This is a genomic window from Streptomyces sp. NPDC005393 (genome assembly GCF_040606675.1).
Classification (GTDB): Bacteria; Actinomycetota; Actinomycetes; order Streptomycetales; family Streptomycetaceae; genus Streptomyces.
The window spans coordinates 1-16,073 of the sequence record NZ_JBEXFG010000013.1 but is presented as its reverse complement, the minus strand read 5'-3'; the positions used below and the strand labels follow the sequence as shown (position 1 = coordinate 16,073).

Sequence of the window (16,073 nt, the reverse complement as noted above, 5' to 3'; positions counted from 1 at the left end):
GGGGTCGTACGCTGCGTGCATGTGCGGAATCGTTGGTTATGTGGGAGGGCAGTCCGCCCTCGATGTCGTCCTTGCCGGGCTCAAGCGGCTCGAGTACCGCGGCTATGACTCGGCCGGCGTGGCCGTGCTGGCCGACGGCGGGCTGGCCGCCGCCAAGAAGGCGGGCAAGCTCGCCAACCTGGAGAAGGAGCTGGCCGACCGTCCGCTGCCCAGTGGCAGCACCGGTATCGGCCACACGCGCTGGGCCACCCACGGCGGTCCGACCGACGCCAACGCCCATCCGCATCTGGACAACGCGGGCCGGGTCTCCGTCGTCCACAACGGCATCATCGAGAACTTCGCGGCGCTCCGTGCCGAGCTGACCGAGCGCGGCCATGAGCTGACCTCCGAGACGGACACCGAGGTCGTGGCGCATCTGCTCGCCGAGTCCTTCTCGTCCTGCGGCGATCTGGCCGAGTCCATGCGCCAGGTCTGCCGCCGGCTGGAGGGCGCCTTCACCCTGGTCGCGGTGCACGCGGACGCGCCCGATGTGGTGGTCGGGGCGCGCCGGAACTCGCCGCTGGTCGTCGGCGTCGGCGAGGACGAGGCGTTTCTCGCCTCCGATGTGGCCGCCTTCATCGCGCACACCCGCGAGGCCATCGAGCTGGGCCAGGACCAGGTCGTGGAGGCGCGCCGGGACGGGGTGACGGTCACCGACTTCGACGGGGCGCCCGCCGAGGTCCGCCCGTACCACGTGGACTGGGACGCCTCCGCCGCCGAGAAGGGCGGCTACGACTACTTCATGCTCAAGGAGATCGCCGAGCAGCCGAAGGCCGTCGCGGACACCCTCCTGGGCCGTATCGACCTGGCCGGGAACCTCCTGCTGGACGAGGTCCGGATCCCGGCGTCCGTGCTGCGCGAGGTCAGCAAGGTCGTGATCGTGGCGTGCGGAACCGCCTACCACGCCGGGATGATCGCCAAGTACGCCATCGAGCACTGGACCCGGATCCCCTGTGAGACCGAGCTGGCCAGCGAGTTCCGCTACCGCGACCCGATCCTCGACCAGCGGACGCTGGTGATCGCCATCTCGCAGTCGGGCGAGACCATGGACACGCTGATGGCGCTGCGGCACGCGCGGGAGCAGGGTGCGAAGGTGCTCGCCATCTGCAATACGAACGGCTCCACGATTCCACGCGAATCGGACGCCGTGCTCTACACCCACGCCGGGCCCGAGGTCGCCGTCGCCTCCACCAAGGCGTTTCTCACCCAGCTGGTCGCCTGCTATCTGGTGGCCCTCTATCTGGGGCAGGTACGCGGCACCAAGTGGGGCGACGAGATCCTCTCCGTGATCCGCGAGCTCTCCGAGATCGCCACCCAGGTGGAGGAGGTCCTGGAGACGATGGAGCCGGTACGGGAGCTCGCCCGCACCCTCGCCGACAAGAACACCGTGCTTTTCCTGGGGCGGCACGTGGGCTACCCGGTCGCGCTGGAGGGTGCGCTGAAGCTCAAGGAGCTGGCGTACATGCATGCCGAGGGGTTCGCGGCGGGCGAGCTCAAGCACGGGCCGATCGCGCTGATCGAGCAGGATGTGCCGGTGGTGGTCGTCGTGCCGTCGCCGCGCGGACGCTCGGTGCTGCACGACAAGATCGTCTCGAACATCCAGGAGATCCGGGCGCGCGGCGCCCGGACGATCGTCATCGCGGAGCGCGGGGACGAGACGGTCGCCCCCTACGCCGACCATCTGATCGAGATCCCCGTCACCCCGACCCTGCTCCAGCCCCTGGTGGCCACCGTGCCGCTCCAGGTCTTCGCCTGCGAGCTGGCGACGGCGCGCGGGAACGAGGTCGACCAGCCGCGGAACCTGGCCAAGTCGGTCACCGTCGAGTGAGCGCATGATCGTAGGCGTGGGCATCGACGTGGCCGAGATCGACCGTTTCGCGGACGCGCTGCGGCGTACGCCGGGGATGGCGGATCGGCTGTTCGTCGAGGCCGAGCTGTGGCTGCCGAGCGGGGAGCGCCGCGGCGTCGCCTCGCTGGCGGCCCGGTTCGCGGCCAAGGAGGCGCTGGCGAAGTCCCTGGGCGCGCCGGGCGACCTGCGGTGGACGGACGCGGAGGTCCTGACCGAGCCCAGCGGACGCCCGCGCCTGTCGGTGCGCGGCACCGTGGCCGCGCGGGCGGCCGAGCTGGGTGTGCGGGGCTGGCATGTGTCGCTGAGCCATGACGCGGGCGTCGCCTCGGCGGTGGTGATCGCGGAGGGCTAACCCCTTTTTGGGCACGGTTCGCCTCCGGGGCGCTCAAGCCTCCCCCGGCCTTCGGCCGGGGGACCCCCGGTCGAAGGTCTACCGTGCTCGGCCACTCGCGCGGCGGTAGCCGCATATCGATCGCAGCCCTCGGGGCCTGCGCGCGCTCTCCCTTTCGACAGCGGCGCCGCCCCTTCGGCTCGCCCCCAGCTAGTGCTGGGAGGTGCCCCCAGCTAGTGCTGGGAGGTGCCCCCAGCCGGGCGGGCACCCCATACCGGATGGGAACCCGAGGGGTTCGCGCGCTCCCTTTCTACCGCTGGGAGGTGCCCCCAGCCGGGCGGGCACCCCGTATCGGCGGGAGCCCTCGGGGGCCCGCGAGCGCTGCCCCCGGAGGCGAACCGAGCCCTGAAAATCAGGCCAGCACATCGCGCCAGGTCTCGGGGAGCTCCCTCGCCACGTCGTCCGCCACGATCGGCGCGCCGTGGGGGGCCGTCGCGCGGCGGGCGGCCAGGCCGTGGAGGTAGGCGCCCACCGAGGCCGCGTCGCGGGCGGCGAGGCCCGCGGCGAGCAGGGAGCCGGCCAGTCCGGACAGGACGTCGCCGCTGCCCGCTGTGGCCAGCCAGCCGGTGCCGGTGGGGTTGACGCGCACGGGCCCCTGCCCGTCGGCGATCAGCGTGGTCGACCCCTTCAGCAGCACCGTCGCGCCGTAGCGCTCGGCCAGGGCCCGTACGGCGGCCAGCCGGCCCGCCTCGACCTCCTCACGGCTCACACCGAGCAGCGCCGCCGCCTCGCCCGCGTGCGGGGTGAGGACGGTCTGGGCCGCGCGTCCCCGCAGATCGCCGGAGGGCAGCAGGTGGAGCCCGTCGGCGTCGACGAGGACGGGGACATCGGAGGCGAGGACGTCCTCCAGGGAGTGCCGGGCCGCGGCGCCGTCGCCGAGCCCGGGGCCGACGACCCATGCCTGGACCCGGCCCGCCTTGGCCGGGGGGCCGGTGTGGACGAGGGTCTCGGGGAAGCGCGCGATCACGGTGTCGGCCGCGGGCCCCACGTAGCGCACCGCCCCGGCGCCGCCCCGCAGCGCGCCCGAGACGGCCAGCACCGCCGCGCCGGGGTAGCGGGCGGAGCCCGCCACGACGCCGACGACGCCCCGCCGGTACTTGTCGCTTTCCGGCGCCGGCCGGGGCAGCAGCGCCGCGACGTCGTCGTGCTGCGGCGCCTCCGCGTCGGGGACGTCCGGCAGATACGCGTCCAGGCCGATGTCGACCAGGCGCAGCGCGCCCGCGTGCTCGTGCGCCGGGTCGATGAGCAGACCGGGCTTGTACGTACCGAAGGTGACGGTCGCGTCCGCGCGCACGGCGGCCCCCCGCACCTCGCCGGTGTCCGCGTCCACCCCGCTCGGCAGGTCGACGGAGACGATCGTGCCGCGCACCGCCCGGACCAGCCGCTCGGCCTCGGGCCGCAGCCCGCCCTTGCCGCCGATGCCGACGATTCCGTCGATCACGAGGTCGGCGCGGGCCAGGACCGCTTCGCCGCCGGCGGCCGGCACCGCGCGCCCGCCGGACGCCCGCAGGGCGGCGAGTCCGCCGGGGTGGGCGCGGTCGGGGGTGAGCAGCACCGCGGTGACCCCGGCGCCGCGCCGGGCCAGCCGGGCGCCAGCGTAGAGCGCGTCCCCGCCGTTGTCGCCGCTGCCGACGAGCAGGGCCACCCGGGCCCCGTACACCCGGTCCAGCAGGTCGGCGCAGGCGGCGGCGAGCCCGGCCGCCGCGCGCTGCATGAGCGCTCCTGCGGGCAGCCGGGCCATCAAGGCCCGCTCCGCGGACCGTACGGTCTCGACGCTGTAGGCAATCCTCATGGCCATAGTCTCCCGAACGGCGGGCACTCCTTGCGGGGAGGCACACACTCCAGTGGGCTGATCGGCCTGAGAGACTGACGGAGATGGACGAGACACCGATGCGCGCCCGTGCCGTGGTCGATCTGGCCGCCCTACGGGCCAATGTGCGGGTGCTGCGTGAAGCGGCGCCCACTGCCGAGCTGATGGCCGTGGTCAAGGCGGACGGCTACGGCCACGGCGCGGTGCCCTGCGCCCGCGCGGCCCGTGAGGCGGGCGCGAGCTGGCTGGGCACCGCCACCCCCGAGGAGGCGTTCGAGCTGCGTGCGGCGGGCGACACCGGCCGGCTGATGTGCTGGCTGTGGACGCCCGGCGGCCCGTGGCGGGAGGCGATCGAAGCGGAGATCGACGTCTCGGCCAGCGGCCTGTGGGCGCTGCGCGAGGTCGTCGCCGCGGCCCGCGCGAGCGGCCGCACCGCCCGGCTCCAGCTGAAGGCCGACACCGGGCTGGGCCGCAGCGGCTGTCAGCCCGCCGACTGGCCCGCCCTTGTCGCCGAGGCCCGCGCCGCCGAGGCGGAGGGGGCCGTGCGGGTGACCGGGCTGTGGTCCCACTTCGCGTGCGCGGACGAGCCGGGCCACCCCTCGATCGGCGCCCAGCTGTCCGTCTTCCGCGAGATGGTCGGGCAGGCGGAGCGGGCGGGGCTGCGGCCCGAGGTGCGCCACCTGGCCAACTCCCCGGCGACCCTGACCGTCCCCGAGTCGCACTTCGATCTCGTACGGACCGGGATCGCCGTCTACGGCATCTCGCCGTCGCCCGAGCTCGGCGTCCCCGCCGACTTCGGACTGCGCCCGGCCATGACCCTGTCCGCCTCGCTCGCCTCGGTGAAGCGGGTGCCGGGCGGCCATGGCGTCTCCTACGGTCACCGCTATGTCACCCCCGGCGAGACGACCCTCGCGCTCGTGCCCCTCGGCTACGCGGACGGCATCCCGCGCCATGCCTCCGACACCGGCCCGGTGCTGGTCGCGGGCAAGTGGCGGACCGTCGCCGGCACGGTGGCGATGGACCAGTTCGTGGTGGATCTGGGCGGTGACAGCGCGGCCCCGGGGGACGAGGCGGTGCTGTTCGGACCGGGCGACCGGGGGGAGCCGACCGTCGAGGACTGGGCGCGGGCCGTGGGCTCGATCGGCTATGAGATCGTCACGCGTATCGGGGGCCGCGTCCCCCGCGTTTATGTAGGTGAGCACGGGGGCACAGGGATCTGACCATGGGCGACGACAGCACGGCAGAGATGGCGACGCGAGTCGCGGCGGGGGCCACAGCCGTGGGCTGGCGGCGCGGCGCCGGGTTCGCGGGAGCCGCGATCGGCGTCCTCGCGGCGGGCGCGGCGGCGGGCGTCGCGGTGGAGCGGCTGACGGTCGGCCGGGGCGTACGGCGCAAGGCGCGGCTCGCGCTCGACGCCGAGGGCCCGTACGGCACCCTGCGCGGTACCCCTGGCGCGGCGATCGCCGACGATGGCACCGAGCTGTACTACGAGGTCGAGGAGGTGCGGGAGAGCGCCTCCGCGCCGTCGCGCGCGACGCGCCCGCCGCGGCGCAAGCGGCGGTTCGCGCGCCGGGCGGCAGCCGTCCCCGTCACCGTGATCTTCAGCCATGGCTACTGCCTCGGCCAGGACTCCTGGCACTTCCAGCGCTCCGCGCTGCGCGAGGTGTGCCGCACGGTCTACTGGGACCAGCGCTGCCACGGCCGCTCGGCGCGGGGCTGCGACGGTACGAAGGTCACCATCGACCAGCTCGGCCGCGATCTGAAGGCTGTGATCGACGCGGCCGCGCCCGAGGGCCCGCTGCTGCTCGTCGGCCACTCCATGGGCGGCATGACGATGATGGCGCTGGCCGCCCAGTACCCCGACCTGATCCGCGAACGCGTGATCGGGGCGGCCTTCCTCGGTACGTCCGCGGGCCGGCTCGGCGAGGTCAGCTTCGGTCTTCCGGTGGTCGGTATGAACGCGGTCCGGCGGGTGCTGCCGGGGCTGCTCAAGGCGCTGGGCTGGCAGGTCGAACTGGTGGAGCGGGGCCGGCGGGCGACCGCCGATCTCTTCGCGGGGCTGATCAAGCGATATTCGTTCGGTTCGAAGGACGTGGACCCGGGGGTCGCGCGCTTCGCGGAGCGACTGATCGAGGCGACGCCGATCGATGTGGTCGCGGAGTTCTATCCGGCGTTCATCGAGCACGACAAGGCGGCGGCGCTGCCGAACTTCGACGGGCTGCCGGTGCTGGTGCTCACGGGTGACAAGGACTTGATCACGCCGATGGAGCACAGCGAGGCCATCGCGGAACTGCTGCCCGGTGCCGAACTGGTCGTCGTGGAGGAGGCCGGGCACCTGGTGATCCTGGAGCACCCCGAGGTGGTCAACGGACACCTGACCGAGCTGCTGGCACGGGCCGTGGACGGTCTCGGCGGACGCGCCAGGCGGGACGTGTCCGGCTGAGTACCATCGGCGGGTATGGACGTAGGCACGCGCATCACCGTCACCTCTCCCGACCACATGCGGGACGTGGGACGCAGACTCGCCAAGCTGCTGCGCCCCGGTGACCTGGTGCTCCTCACCGGCGAACTGGGCGCGGGCAAGACGACGCTGACCCGGGGCCTGGGCGAGGGCCTCGGCGTCCGCGGGGCGGTCACCTCGCCCACGTTCGTCATCGCCCGGGTCCACCCGTCGCTGTCCGACGGCCCGCCGCTGGTCCACGTCGACGCGTACCGGCTGGGGGGCGGCCTCGACGAGATGGAGGACCTCGACCTGGACGTGTCCCTGCCGGATTCGGTGGTGGCGGTGGAGTGGGGCGAGGGAAAGGTCGAGGGGCTCTCGGAGAACCGTCTGCATGTGGTGATCGAGCGCACGGTGGGGTCGGACCCGGCGGTGGTGGACGACGTGGACGACGTCCGCGATGTGGTGGTGACGGGCGTCGGCCCGAGGTGGGCGGGCGAGGACCTGGCATCGCTCGCCGGATGACGGGGTAGATTCCGACAAGCCGTCGGCATGATGTTGCGCTCTGGGCATCGGCCGTGGTCACATGGTAGGGGAAGCGTGGTTAGGTGTACCTAACCTGCCTGTGTGCTTCGTCTTTCGTCCGACTGCCCCAGGACCCTCAGGAGGCATCCATGTCGGCCCAAGAATCCGCGGTCGGAGCCGACCGGAGCCGGAGCGATGACCGCTCCCCGTCGATGACGGAGCTGCTGGCGGCATGCGCCGCGGCGAGCGCGGTCTCGACTCCGCCGACGGAGGAGCCCCCGGCCGCCGAGCCGACCGAGAACGACCAGCCCCCGGCCGACGAAACCCGCGACGCCGCGTAGGCAAGCGGGGGAGACCGGCCTACGCGACCACGACGACCTTGGTGCCGATCCGGGCGAAATCGTAGAGCGCCGCCCCGTCCGCCCGGCTCTCCCGGATCGCCCCCGTCCGCTTCCGTGCCTTCGGATCCGGCATCGAGCCGTCCACCGCCGCGCTGAAACCGAACACGGCCCCCCCTTCCGAGTGGAAGACGACGACGTGCTCGACCTGCACCCCGTCCGACCCCACCCCGCTGAGGCGGTGGCCCGTGACCTGGTAGCTCCCCGGATCAGGGCTCGCCGGGCTGGGGCCGACCTCGAAGGTGCGGGTGGCCCGCTCATTGGCGGCGACCAGCCAGACCCGCTTGTCGCCGAGCGAGTAGACGACGCGCTGTCCCGTCCCCGAGTGCGCAGGCAGTGCCGTGGCCTTCGGCTTCGGTGTGGCCTTGGTCTTGTCCTTCGCGCCGCCGGAGTGCGAGCCGGGGCGGGCCTGGGTGGGGTGGTCGGGGGCGGTCGCGGCGGCCTGGTAGCCGAGGAAGCCGACACCTGCGAGTGCGGCGGCGGTGAGTACGGCCACGGCGGGCCCAGTGCTGCTCCTTGCCACGACGGCAACCCTCTCCTGCGGTCAGTACGCGCTCACGGCCCGTACACACTTACGGCGACGGTAGCACCGGCGCGCGCCCCCCGAGGTGCGCTCCCGGCGCTCCGGCACCGCCTTGTTCCACCTTCGGTAGTAAGTCCGGCGGCGCCGTAGGCTGTCCTCGTGCTCTTGCTCGCTCTTGATACCGCCACCCCCGCCGTCACCGTCGCCCTCCACGACGGCGCCGAAGTCGTCGCAGAGTCCGCCGAGGTCGACGCCCGGCGTCACGGCGAGCTGTTGCTGCCCACCGTCCACCGGACCCTGAAGGCGGCGGGCGCCGAGCTCGGCGCGGTGACGGAGATCGTCGTCGGGGTGGGCCCCGGCCCGTACACCGGGCTGCGGGTGGGCCTTGTGACGGCGGCCACGTTCGGGGCGGCGCTCGGGATCCCCGTGCACGGGCTGTGCACGCTCGACGGGATCGCCTTCGCCGCCGGGCGGGCCGGTCTGGAGGGCCCCTTCGTCGTGGCCACGGACGCGCGGCGCAAGGAGGTCTACTGGGCGCGGTACGACGACCCCCGCACCCGTGTCACCGAGCCCGCCGTCGACCACCCGGCCGATCTCGCAGAGCGGGTCGCCGGGCTCCCCGCCGTCGGGGCGGGGGCGCGGCTCTACCCGGCCGCCTTCGCCGAGGTGCCGGACGGGATGCCCGAGTACCAGTCGGCCGGCGCGCTGGCCTCGCTCGCCGCCGAGAAGCTGGCGCGCGGTGAGGAGCTGCTGCCGGACCGGCCGCTGTATCTGCGGCGTCCGGACGCGAAGGTGCCCGCCAACTACAAGGTGGTCACCCCGAAGTGACCGGTACGGACGTGACCCTGCGCGAGATGCGCTGGTGGGACATCGACCCGGTGCTGGAGCTCGAAAAGGAGCTGTTCCCGGAGGACGCCTGGTCGCGCGGGATGTTCTGGTCCGAGCTCGCCCACGCCCGCGGCGGCGGGATAACCCGGCACTACGTGGTGGCCGAGGCGGACAAGCGCCTCGTCGGCTACGCCGGTCTCGCCGTCTTCGACCGCACCGGCGACGTCCAGACCATCGCGACCGCCCGCGACCACTGGGGCACCGGCCTCGGCGCCCGCCTCCTCACCGACCTCATCACCGCCGCCACCGCCTTCGAATGCCGCGAGGTGCTGCTCGAAGTGCGCGTCGACAACACCCGCGCACAGCGCCTGTACGAGCGCTTCGGCTTCGAACCCATCGGTGTCCGCAGGGGCTACTACCAGCCGGGCAACGTCGACGCCCTGGTGATGCGGCTCACCGACCCGGCCGTGACGGCCACCACCCCCGTGACCTCAGTACAAGGAACGAAGACCCATGGCTGACGAACCCCTCGTCCTCGGTATCGAGACCTCCTGCGACGAGACCGGCGTCGGGATCGTCCGCGGCCACACCCTCCTCGCCGACGCCGTCGCCTCCAGCGTCGACGAGCACGCCCGCTTCGGCGGGGTCGTCCCCGAGGTCGCCAGCCGCGCCCATCTGGAGGCGATGGTCCCGACCATCCAGCGCGCCCTGAAGGACGCCGGGGTCGCCGCCTCCGACCTCGACGGCATCGCCGTCACCGCCGGCCCCGGGCTCGCGGGCGCGCTGCTCGTCGGCGTCTCCGCCGCCAAGGCGTACGCGTACGCGCTCGGCAAGCCGCTCTACGGCGTCAACCACCTCGCCTCCCACATCTGCGTCGACCAGCTCGAACACGGGCCGCTGCCCGAGCCGACGATGGCGCTGCTGGTGAGCGGCGGCCACTCCTCCTTGCTCCTGGCGCCCGACATCACCGCCGATGTACGGCCCCTCGGCTCGACCATCGACGACGCGGCGGGCGAGGCGTTCGACAAGATCGCCCGGGTCCTGAACCTCGGCTTCCCGGGCGGCCCCGTCATCGACCGCATCGCCCGCGAGGGAAACCCGGACGCGATCGCCTTCCCGCGCGGTCTGACCGGCCCGCGCGACGCCGCGTACGACTTCTCCTTCTCCGGCCTGAAGACCGCCGTCGCCCGCTGGATCGAGGCGAAGCGGGCAGCGGGCGAGGACGTCCCGGTCGCCGACGTCTCGGCCTCCTTCCAGGAGGCGGTGGTGGACGTCCTGACCCGCAAGGCCGTCCGCGCCTGCAAGGACGAGGGCGTCGACCACCTGATGATCGGCGGCGGCGTCGCCGCCAACTCCCGGCTGCGCGCCAAGGCCGAACGCCGCTGCGAGGACGCCGGCATCACCCTCCGCGTGCCCCGGCCCAAGCTGTGCACGGACAACGGGGCGATGGTGGCGGCGCTCGGTGCGGAGATGGTGGCGCGGGGGAGGTCGACGTCGGCCTGGGATCTCTCGGCGGACTCCTCGCTCCCGGTGACGGACCCCCACGTCCCGGACCCCGAGGCCCACGCCCACGCCCACTCCCATGACCACGTCCACGAGCTGAGCCGGAAGAACCTCTACGCATGACCGTCGCCCTGATGTGGGAAGCCCGAGCCGTACCGGGCCGGGGTGAGGACCTGCTCACCTGGGCCACCCACCAGCCGCTCGACCCGCCCCCGCTCCGCCGCGAAACCTTCCGCGCCCCGGAGGACCGGGTCCTCGTGATCACCTGGTGGGACGGCACCTACGACACCCCGGACCTCCCGGAACTCCCGGAACCGGGCGAGGACCTGGTCCGCCGAGCGGTTCACCGGTGGCGCTTCGAGAGCGTTGAGGTGGGCGCGGCGGAGGTCTGACCCCGGTCGCGGCGTGGCCCGGCGCCGGTTCCTGCGGTGGGTGGGTCGAGTCCGGGTCGGCGCCGCGCACGCGGCGTGGCCGGGTGCGGCTCTCGTTTCGCGTCTTCGGCGCCGGTTCCTGCGGTGGGTGGGTCGAGTCCGGGTCGGCGCCGCGCACGCGGCGTGGCCAGGCTCAGCTCTCGTCTCGCGCCTTCGGCGCATTGGAGCATCGGGCGGGGGAGGGGGCGGGTGGCCGCGCCGTCGCCGTCCACCGGCCCGGCGGGGGCCGAGCTTCAGACGGGCCGGTGGCACCGCGCCCGGATGGGCACCCCTCCCTAAAAACGTTTGACCTGGCGCAACTACTTCATCAAGCGATTTCGGAAGGTACCCGGGTGGGCGCGCCATCCGTCCCACCGGCCCGCCAGTCGGGAACGGCGCCGGCACCCGGTCGGGACGGCCACCCCCACCGGCCCGCCGGACGGCGACGCTCCGGTGCCCGCCCCCTACCCGACCGATGCTCCAATGCGCCGAAGGCGCGAAACGATACCCGCACTCGCCCACGCCACGGGTGCGGGTCCGGGCCTTGGCCCAGGCCCACCCACCGCAACGCGAAGGCGGAGCGCGAAGGCGGGAGCGCGAAGGCGCGGTCACCCCGGTGGGGTGACCGCGCCTTCGTTGCGCGTCAGATGCACAGACGCTCAGACACTCAGCGGCGTCAGTGCGCGTGGCCGTGGCCCTGGCCCGCGTCCGACTCTTCCTCGGCCGGCTTCTCGACCACCAGGGTCTCGGTGGTGAGCAGCAGCGAGGCGATCGACGCGGCGTTCTCCAGCGCGGAGCGGGTGACCTTGAGCGGGTCGATGACGCCGGCCTTGACCAGGTCGCCGTACTCCTCCGTCGCCGCGTTGTAGCCGTGGCCCTTGGGGAGCTCGGCGACCTTCGCGGTGATGACGTAGCCCTCGAGACCGGCGTTCTCGGCGATCCAGCGCAGCGGCTCGACGACCGCGCGGCGGACCACGGCGGCACCGGTGGCCTCGTCGCCCTGGAGGTTCAGGCTGCCCTCAAGCACCTTCGCGGCGTGGACCAGAGCGGAGCCACCACCGGAGACGATGCCCTCCTCGACCGCGGCGCGGGTCGCGGAGATGGCGTCCTCCAGACGGTGCTTCTTCTCCTTGAGCTCGACCTCGGTGGCCGCGCCCACGCGGATCACGCACACGCCGCCGGCCAGCTTCGCGAGCCGCTCCTGCAGCTTCTCGCGGTCCCAGTCGGAGTCGGTGGACTCGATCTCGGCCTTGATCTGGTTGATACGCGCCTGGACGTCCCCGGGCTTGCCGCCACCGTCGACGATGGTGGTGTCGTCCTTGGTGACGGTCACGCGGCGGGCGGTGCCCAGCACGTCCAGGTCGGCCTGGTCGAGCTTGAGGCCGACCTCCTCGGCGATGACGGTCGCGCCGGTGAGGGCCGCGATGTCGCCGAGCATCGCCTTACGGCGGTCGCCGAAGCCCGGGGCCTTCACCGCGACGGCGCTGAAGGTGCCACGGATCTTGTTGACGACGAGGGTGGACAGGGCCTCGCCCTCCACGTCCTCGGCGATGATCAGCAGCGGCTTGCTGGCGCCGGCCTGGATGATCTTCTCCAGCAGCGGCAGGAGGTCCTGGATCGAGGCGATCTTGCCCTGGTGGATCAGGATGTACGGGTCGTCGAGGACGGCCTCCATACGCTCCTGGTCGGTCACCATGTACGGGGAGAGGTAGCCCTTGTCGAAGGACATGCCCTCGGTGAAGTCGAGCTCCAGGCCGAAGGTGTTGGACTCCTCGACGGTGATGACACCGTCCTTGCCGACCTTGTCCATCGCCTCGGCGATCAGCTCGCCGACCTGCTTGTCCTGAGCGGACAGCCCGGCCACGGCGGCGATGTCGGACTTGGAGTCGATCGGGCGGGCGGTGGCCAGCAGCTCGTCCGAGACGGCCTTGACGGCCGCGTCGATGCCCTTCTTCAGGGCGGCCGGGGAGGCACCCGCGGCCACGTTCTTCAGGCCCTCGCGGACCAGCGCCTGGGCCAGCACGGTGGCGGTGGTGGTGCCGTCACCAGCGATGTCGTTGGTCTTGGTCGCCACCTCCTTCACCAGCTGGGCGCCCATGTTCTCGAACGGGTCCTCGACCTCGACCTCGCGGGCGATGGTGACACCGTCGTTGGTGATGGTCGGAGCACCGAACTTCTTGTCGATGACGACATTGCGGCCACGGGGGCCGATCGTCACCTTGACGGTGTCCGCAAGCTTGTTGACGCCGCGCTCAAGGGCGCGACGGGCGTCCTCGTCGAACTTCAGGATCTTCGCCATGGGTTGCGTATGTCCTCTCAAACGAACCGCGCCCCGACCCCGGGTATCTGTGACACGGGCACCGGGGCGCGGCTCATAGGCAAAACTTCGGTGATTACTTCTCGATGATCGCGAGGACGTCGCGAGCCGAGAGGACGAGGTACTCCTCGCCGTTGTACTTCACCTCGGTGCCGCCGTACTTGCTGTACAGCACGACGTCACCGACGGAGACGTCGAGCGGAAGACGCTTGCCGTCCTCGAAGCGGCCCGGGCCCACGGCCAGGACGACGCCCTCCTGGGGCTTCTCCTTGGCGGTGTCCGGAATGACCAGGCCCGAAGCCGTGGTCTGCTCGGCGTCGAGCGGCTGGACCACAATGCGGTCCTCAAGCGGCTTGATGGCAACCTTGGAGCTGGTGGTCGTCACGATCCGACCTCCCCCTTCGGAGATCTCACGGGGTTAACTGTCTGAGGTGGCGACCAGGTGGATCCGTCGTCGCGGGTGCCGGACCTGCCCGTCGCTGTATCTCTGGCACTCGGTGCTCCCGAGTGCCAGCCCCGACATTATGACGCGGTTAGCACTCAGTCAACCAGAGTGCCAAGGGACGAGGTGGCGAGCCGCGCGGGTCGGCGTCATACGTAGTCCTCCAGCCGGCCGATGGTGAACCCCTGTGCCTGGATCGCACGCACCAGCGAAGTGATCATGTCGGTCATGGACTGCCCCTCCAGCTGCTCCGGGCCCCGGAAGTGCGCGAGGATGATGTCCCCCGGCCGCAGCTCCCCGCCGGAGCGGTACGCCAGCCCGTGGGTCTCCATCTCGGCGCGCCACAGCACCACCGTCTGGATCCCGCAGGAGGCCGCCGCGTGCAGCGTCGTCTCGTCGTACTCGCCGTAGGGCGGGCGGAAGAGACGTGGCTGCCGGCCGAAGCGGTTGCGGAGGATGTCCTGCTGACCGCAGATCTCCCGGACCTGGTCGTCGTAGTTCATGCCGGCGAGGCTGGGATGGGTGAGCGTGTGGTTCTCCATCGGGTTGCCGAGTCGGCGGAGCTGGTCGAAGTAGCCGTACTGGTCGCCGATCACGTTGTCGGTCAGGAACGCGGTGAACGGCAGGCCGAGATCCCGGGCCTGTTCCACGAAGCGCGGGTCCTTCTCGATGCCGTCGTCGATGGTCACGAAGACCACCCGGTCGTTGGTGGGCACCCGGCGCACCAGCGGCGGCACCGCCGCCCGTTGCGGCCCCGGCGGTCCGAGCAGCGGCTTGCCGGCGGGCGGGGGCGGCGGCACCTCCAGCGGCCGGTCGAGCCCCCAGCGGCGGTACGCGTCCGGGTCGCCCATCGGCGCCGAGCGCACCCACGGCGGGGCCGAGCCGGGGGGATCGGAGGCCGGCGGCGGGGCGGACCCGGGCATCGAGCCCGGGGGCGGTGACGCGTCCGCGTCCGGGGGCGGCTGCGCGCCCGCGTGGGGGGGCGGTGGCACGGGCGGCGCCGGGGGCCGCCCCTCCGGCTCCTGCCCGGATTCCTGCCCGGGCTCCGGCCCGGGCTCCGGCCCCGACTGCGGCCGCCACTCCGACGCGGGGGCGGAGGATGCGGGCGGCGCGTCGGCCGCCCGGCCCGCCTTGGCGTACGGCTCGGGAGTACCGAGGCTGCCGCATCCGGTGAGCATGATCGCCGTCGTGGCGGCGAGAACCAGACACCTCGAAAAGCCAGTCTTGATCATCATCACATAAGTGATCTTCGGCCGCGGAGCGCGAAACCGCTCGCCCCAGACGTGCGAATGCGCTCGCCGGAGCGGGGAGAATGGGCCATGTGGACGTTGACGCCTTCGACTCACTGCTCGGCGAAGAGGGGCAGTCACTGCTCTCCGCGCTCCGCGATTACGACCCGGCGCATGAGCTCGCCACCGCGACCCGGCTGCGCCGCGACCATCCGCCGGCGCTGGTCTCGGCGGCCCTGACCCAGGCCGAGCTGCGGCAGCGGGCGGTGGCCAAATTCGGTGCCGAGGACGCGTACCGCATGTACTTCACGCCGAACGGTGTCGAGCAGTCCACCCGCACCTCCGTCGCCGACTACCGCGCCGCCCGGTTCGTGGAGTTCGGCGTCCGCCGGGTCGCCGATCTGTGCTGTGGCATCGGCGGCGACGCGATCGCGCTCGCGCGCGCCGGGATCTCGGTCCTGGCCGTCGACCGTGATCCGCTGACCTGCGCCGTCGCCCGCGCCAACGCCGAGGCGCTGGGCCTGGCCGGCCTCATCGAGGTCCGCTGCGCGGATGTCACCGAGATCGACACCGCCCCCTTCGACGCCGTCTTCGTCGACCCCGCCCGGCGCGGCGGCCGTGGCCGTGTCTTCGACCCCGAGGCGTACTCCCCGCCCCTGTCCTGGGCCATCGAGGCCGCCCGCACCACCCCGCGCGCCGCCCTCAAGATCGCCCCGGGCATTCCGCACGAGGCGATCCCACCGGACGCGGAGGCCGAGTGGATCTCGGACCACGGCAATGTGAAGGAGGCCGTCCTGTGGTTCGGCACGGCCCGCCCCGGGATGCGCCGCGCCACCCTCCTGCCGGGCGGCCACTCCCTCCTCGGCACCTGCCGCCTCCCCGACCCCGACCCGGGTCCGGTCGGCCGCTGGCTCTACGAACCGGACGGCGCCGTCATCCGCGCCCACCTCGTCGCCGATGTCGCCGCCCGCATCGGCGGCCGCCTCATCGACCCCACGATCGCCTACATCACGACCGACGAGCTGCGCCCGACGCCCTACGCCACGGCATACGAGATCACCGACGTCCTGCCCTTCAACCTGAAGAAGCTCAAGGCCCTGCTGCGCGAGCGGGAGGTCGGCATCGCCACCATCAAGAAGCGCGGCTCGGCCGTCGAGCCGGAACAGCTCCGCAAGAAGCTCCGCCTCGAAGGGGTGAACGCCTGCACGATCCTGCTCACCCGATCGGAAGGCTCTCCCACGATGCTCCTGGGTCACCCGGCGCGGGTCTAGACCCAACGCCGTTCAGTTAGGGCGGGGCTGGGGGTGTCAAGGGCCGCTCGTGAGCATGGCGATGCTGATGGTGGCTTTGTACGTGGTGCGGTCGATGG

Annotated in this window: 16 protein-coding genes; 11 read left to right on the top strand and 5 right to left on the bottom strand. The window is 72.6% G+C overall.

All coding sequences use genetic code 11. The features are described from left to right. Positions 1-19 precede the first annotated feature (19 nt). Positions 20-1,867: a glutamine--fructose-6-phosphate transaminase (isomerizing) gene (glmS, locus tag ABZS71_RS13915; RefSeq protein ID WP_356209872.1), complete on the top strand. Its 1,848-nt coding sequence runs from the start codon at positions 20-22 to the stop codon at positions 1,865-1,867. A gap of 4 nt (positions 1,868-1,871) precedes the next feature. After that, entirely contained in the window at positions 1,872-2,240 is a 369-nt protein-coding gene (locus ABZS71_RS13910) for a holo-ACP synthase (protein ID WP_355860367.1), read from the top strand. 391 nt (positions 2,241-2,631) lie between these two features. Here the strand turns inward: ABZS71_RS13910 and ABZS71_RS13905 are convergent, their stop codons facing one another. Further along, positions 2,632-4,071 (bottom strand): NAD(P)H-hydrate dehydratase, encoded by a 1,440-nt coding sequence (locus ABZS71_RS13905; RefSeq protein ID WP_356209869.1) that lies wholly within the window; start codon positions 4,069-4,071, stop codon positions 2,632-2,634. Between the two features lie 83 nt (positions 4,072-4,154). Here ABZS71_RS13905 and alr point away from each other — a divergent pair, with 83 nt between their 5' ends. From alr to ABZS71_RS13885, 4 genes are all read left to right on the top strand, one after another. Further along, positions 4,155-5,309 carry an alanine racemase gene (gene alr / locus ABZS71_RS13900; RefSeq protein WP_356209866.1) on the top strand — a complete coding sequence of 385 codons (1,155 nt, stop codon included), beginning with the start codon at positions 4,155-4,157 and terminating at the stop codon, positions 5,307-5,309. 2 nt (positions 5,310-5,311) lie between these two features. Then, on the top strand, positions 5,312-6,532 hold the full coding sequence (locus tag ABZS71_RS13895) for an alpha/beta hydrolase (protein WP_356209864.1): 1,221 nt from the start codon (positions 5,312-5,314) through the stop codon (positions 6,530-6,532). Between the two features lie 15 nt (positions 6,533-6,547). Continuing rightward, positions 6,548-7,054, top strand: coding sequence for a tRNA (adenosine(37)-N6)-threonylcarbamoyltransferase complex ATPase subunit type 1 TsaE (gene tsaE, locus ABZS71_RS13890; RefSeq protein ID WP_355860359.1), 507 nt, complete (start codon positions 6,548-6,550; stop codon positions 7,052-7,054). 149 nt (positions 7,055-7,203) lie between these two features. Further along, positions 7,204-7,395, top strand: a complete 192-nt coding sequence (locus ABZS71_RS13885; RefSeq protein ID WP_355860357.1) for a hypothetical protein — start codon at positions 7,204-7,206, stop codon at positions 7,393-7,395. Positions 7,396-7,414: 19 nt separating this feature from the next. On the opposite strand, the gene ABZS71_RS13880 is transcribed toward ABZS71_RS13885, so the two are convergent. Continuing rightward, a complete protein-coding gene (locus ABZS71_RS13880) occupies positions 7,415-7,975 on the bottom strand; it encodes a hypothetical protein (protein WP_355860355.1) in 561 nt (186 codons plus the stop codon). Positions 7,976-8,134: 159 nt separating this feature from the next. On the opposite strand from ABZS71_RS13880, the gene tsaB reads away from it, so the two are divergent. Genes tsaB through ABZS71_RS13860 form a run of 4 tightly spaced genes read left to right on the top strand, consistent with a single transcriptional unit; the run spans position 8,135 to position 10,698 of the window. Next, positions 8,135-8,803 (top strand): tRNA (adenosine(37)-N6)-threonylcarbamoyltransferase complex dimerization subunit type 1 TsaB, encoded by a 669-nt coding sequence (gene tsaB / locus ABZS71_RS13875; RefSeq protein ID WP_356209862.1) that lies wholly within the window; start codon positions 8,135-8,137, stop codon positions 8,801-8,803. A 26-nt stretch (positions 8,804-8,829) separates the two neighbouring features. Continuing rightward, positions 8,830-9,324, top strand: a complete 495-nt coding sequence (gene rimI / locus ABZS71_RS13870; RefSeq protein WP_355860371.1) for a ribosomal protein S18-alanine N-acetyltransferase — start codon at positions 8,830-8,832, stop codon at positions 9,322-9,324. Next, positions 9,317-10,429 (top strand): tRNA (adenosine(37)-N6)-threonylcarbamoyltransferase complex transferase subunit TsaD, encoded by a 1,113-nt coding sequence (gene tsaD / locus ABZS71_RS13865; RefSeq protein WP_356209859.1) that lies wholly within the window; start codon positions 9,317-9,319, stop codon positions 10,427-10,429. Before rimI ends, tsaD begins: the two co-directional genes overlap by 8 nt. Then, positions 10,426-10,698: a hypothetical protein gene (locus tag ABZS71_RS13860; RefSeq protein ID WP_356209857.1), complete on the top strand. Its 273-nt coding sequence runs from the start codon at positions 10,426-10,428 to the stop codon at positions 10,696-10,698. Before tsaD ends, ABZS71_RS13860 begins: the two co-directional genes overlap by 4 nt. A gap of 694 nt (positions 10,699-11,392) precedes the next feature. Here the strand turns inward: ABZS71_RS13860 and groL are convergent. The 3 genes from groL to ABZS71_RS13845 all read right to left on the bottom strand — a co-directional run bounded on the left by groL (position 11,393) and on the right by ABZS71_RS13845 (position 14,710). Next, the gene (groL, locus tag ABZS71_RS13855) at positions 11,393-13,015 is read right to left on the bottom strand and encodes a chaperonin GroEL (RefSeq protein ID WP_355856014.1); all 1,623 of its coding nucleotides are present in this window, start codon (positions 13,013-13,015) and stop codon (positions 11,393-11,395) included. A 94-nt stretch (positions 13,016-13,109) separates the two neighbouring features. Further along, positions 13,110-13,418 carry a co-chaperone GroES gene (groES, locus tag ABZS71_RS13850; RefSeq protein ID WP_355856017.1) on the bottom strand — a complete coding sequence of 103 codons (309 nt, stop codon included), beginning with the start codon at positions 13,416-13,418 and terminating at the stop codon, positions 13,110-13,112. Between the two features lie 206 nt (positions 13,419-13,624). Continuing rightward, a complete protein-coding gene (locus ABZS71_RS13845; RefSeq protein WP_356209854.1) occupies positions 13,625-14,710 on the bottom strand; it encodes a polysaccharide deacetylase family protein in 1,086 nt (361 codons plus the stop codon). Positions 14,711-14,787: 77 nt separating this feature from the next. On the opposite strand from ABZS71_RS13845, the gene ABZS71_RS13840 reads away from it, so the two are divergent. Beyond that, positions 14,788-15,975, top strand: a complete 1,188-nt coding sequence (locus tag ABZS71_RS13840) for a methyltransferase domain-containing protein (protein WP_356209851.1) — start codon at positions 14,788-14,790, stop codon at positions 15,973-15,975. Positions 15,976-16,073: the final 98 nt, after the last annotated feature.

Coding starts and splice junctions, on each gene's coding strand:
- glmS (WP_356209872.1), top strand. CDS start 20: ATGTGCGGAATCGTTGGTTATGTGGGAGGGCAGTCCGCCCTCGATGTC.
- ABZS71_RS13910 (WP_355860367.1), top strand. CDS start 1,872: ATGATCGTAGGCGTGGGCATCGACGTGGCCGAGATCGACCGTTTCGCG.
- ABZS71_RS13905 (WP_356209869.1), bottom strand. CDS start 4,071: ATGAGGATTGCCTACAGCGTCGAGACCGTACGGTCCGCGGAGCGGGCC.
- alr (WP_356209866.1), top strand. CDS start 4,155: ATGGACGAGACACCGATGCGCGCCCGTGCCGTGGTCGATCTGGCCGCC.
- ABZS71_RS13895 (WP_356209864.1), top strand. CDS start 5,312: ATGGGCGACGACAGCACGGCAGAGATGGCGACGCGAGTCGCGGCGGGG.
- tsaE (WP_355860359.1), top strand. CDS start 6,548: ATGGACGTAGGCACGCGCATCACCGTCACCTCTCCCGACCACATGCGG.
- ABZS71_RS13885 (WP_355860357.1), top strand. CDS start 7,204: ATGTCGGCCCAAGAATCCGCGGTCGGAGCCGACCGGAGCCGGAGCGAT.
- rimI (WP_355860371.1), top strand. CDS start 8,830: ATGCGCTGGTGGGACATCGACCCGGTGCTGGAGCTCGAAAAGGAGCTG.
- tsaD (WP_356209859.1), top strand. CDS start 9,317: ATGGCTGACGAACCCCTCGTCCTCGGTATCGAGACCTCCTGCGACGAG.
- ABZS71_RS13860 (WP_356209857.1), top strand. CDS start 10,426: ATGACCGTCGCCCTGATGTGGGAAGCCCGAGCCGTACCGGGCCGGGGT.
- groL (WP_355856014.1), bottom strand. CDS start 13,015: ATGGCGAAGATCCTGAAGTTCGACGAGGACGCCCGTCGCGCCCTTGAG.
- ABZS71_RS13845 (WP_356209854.1), bottom strand. CDS start 14,710: ATGATGATCAAGACTGGCTTTTCGAGGTGTCTGGTTCTCGCCGCCACG.
- ABZS71_RS13840 (WP_356209851.1), top strand. CDS start 14,788: ATGGGCCATGTGGACGTTGACGCCTTCGACTCACTGCTCGGCGAAGAG.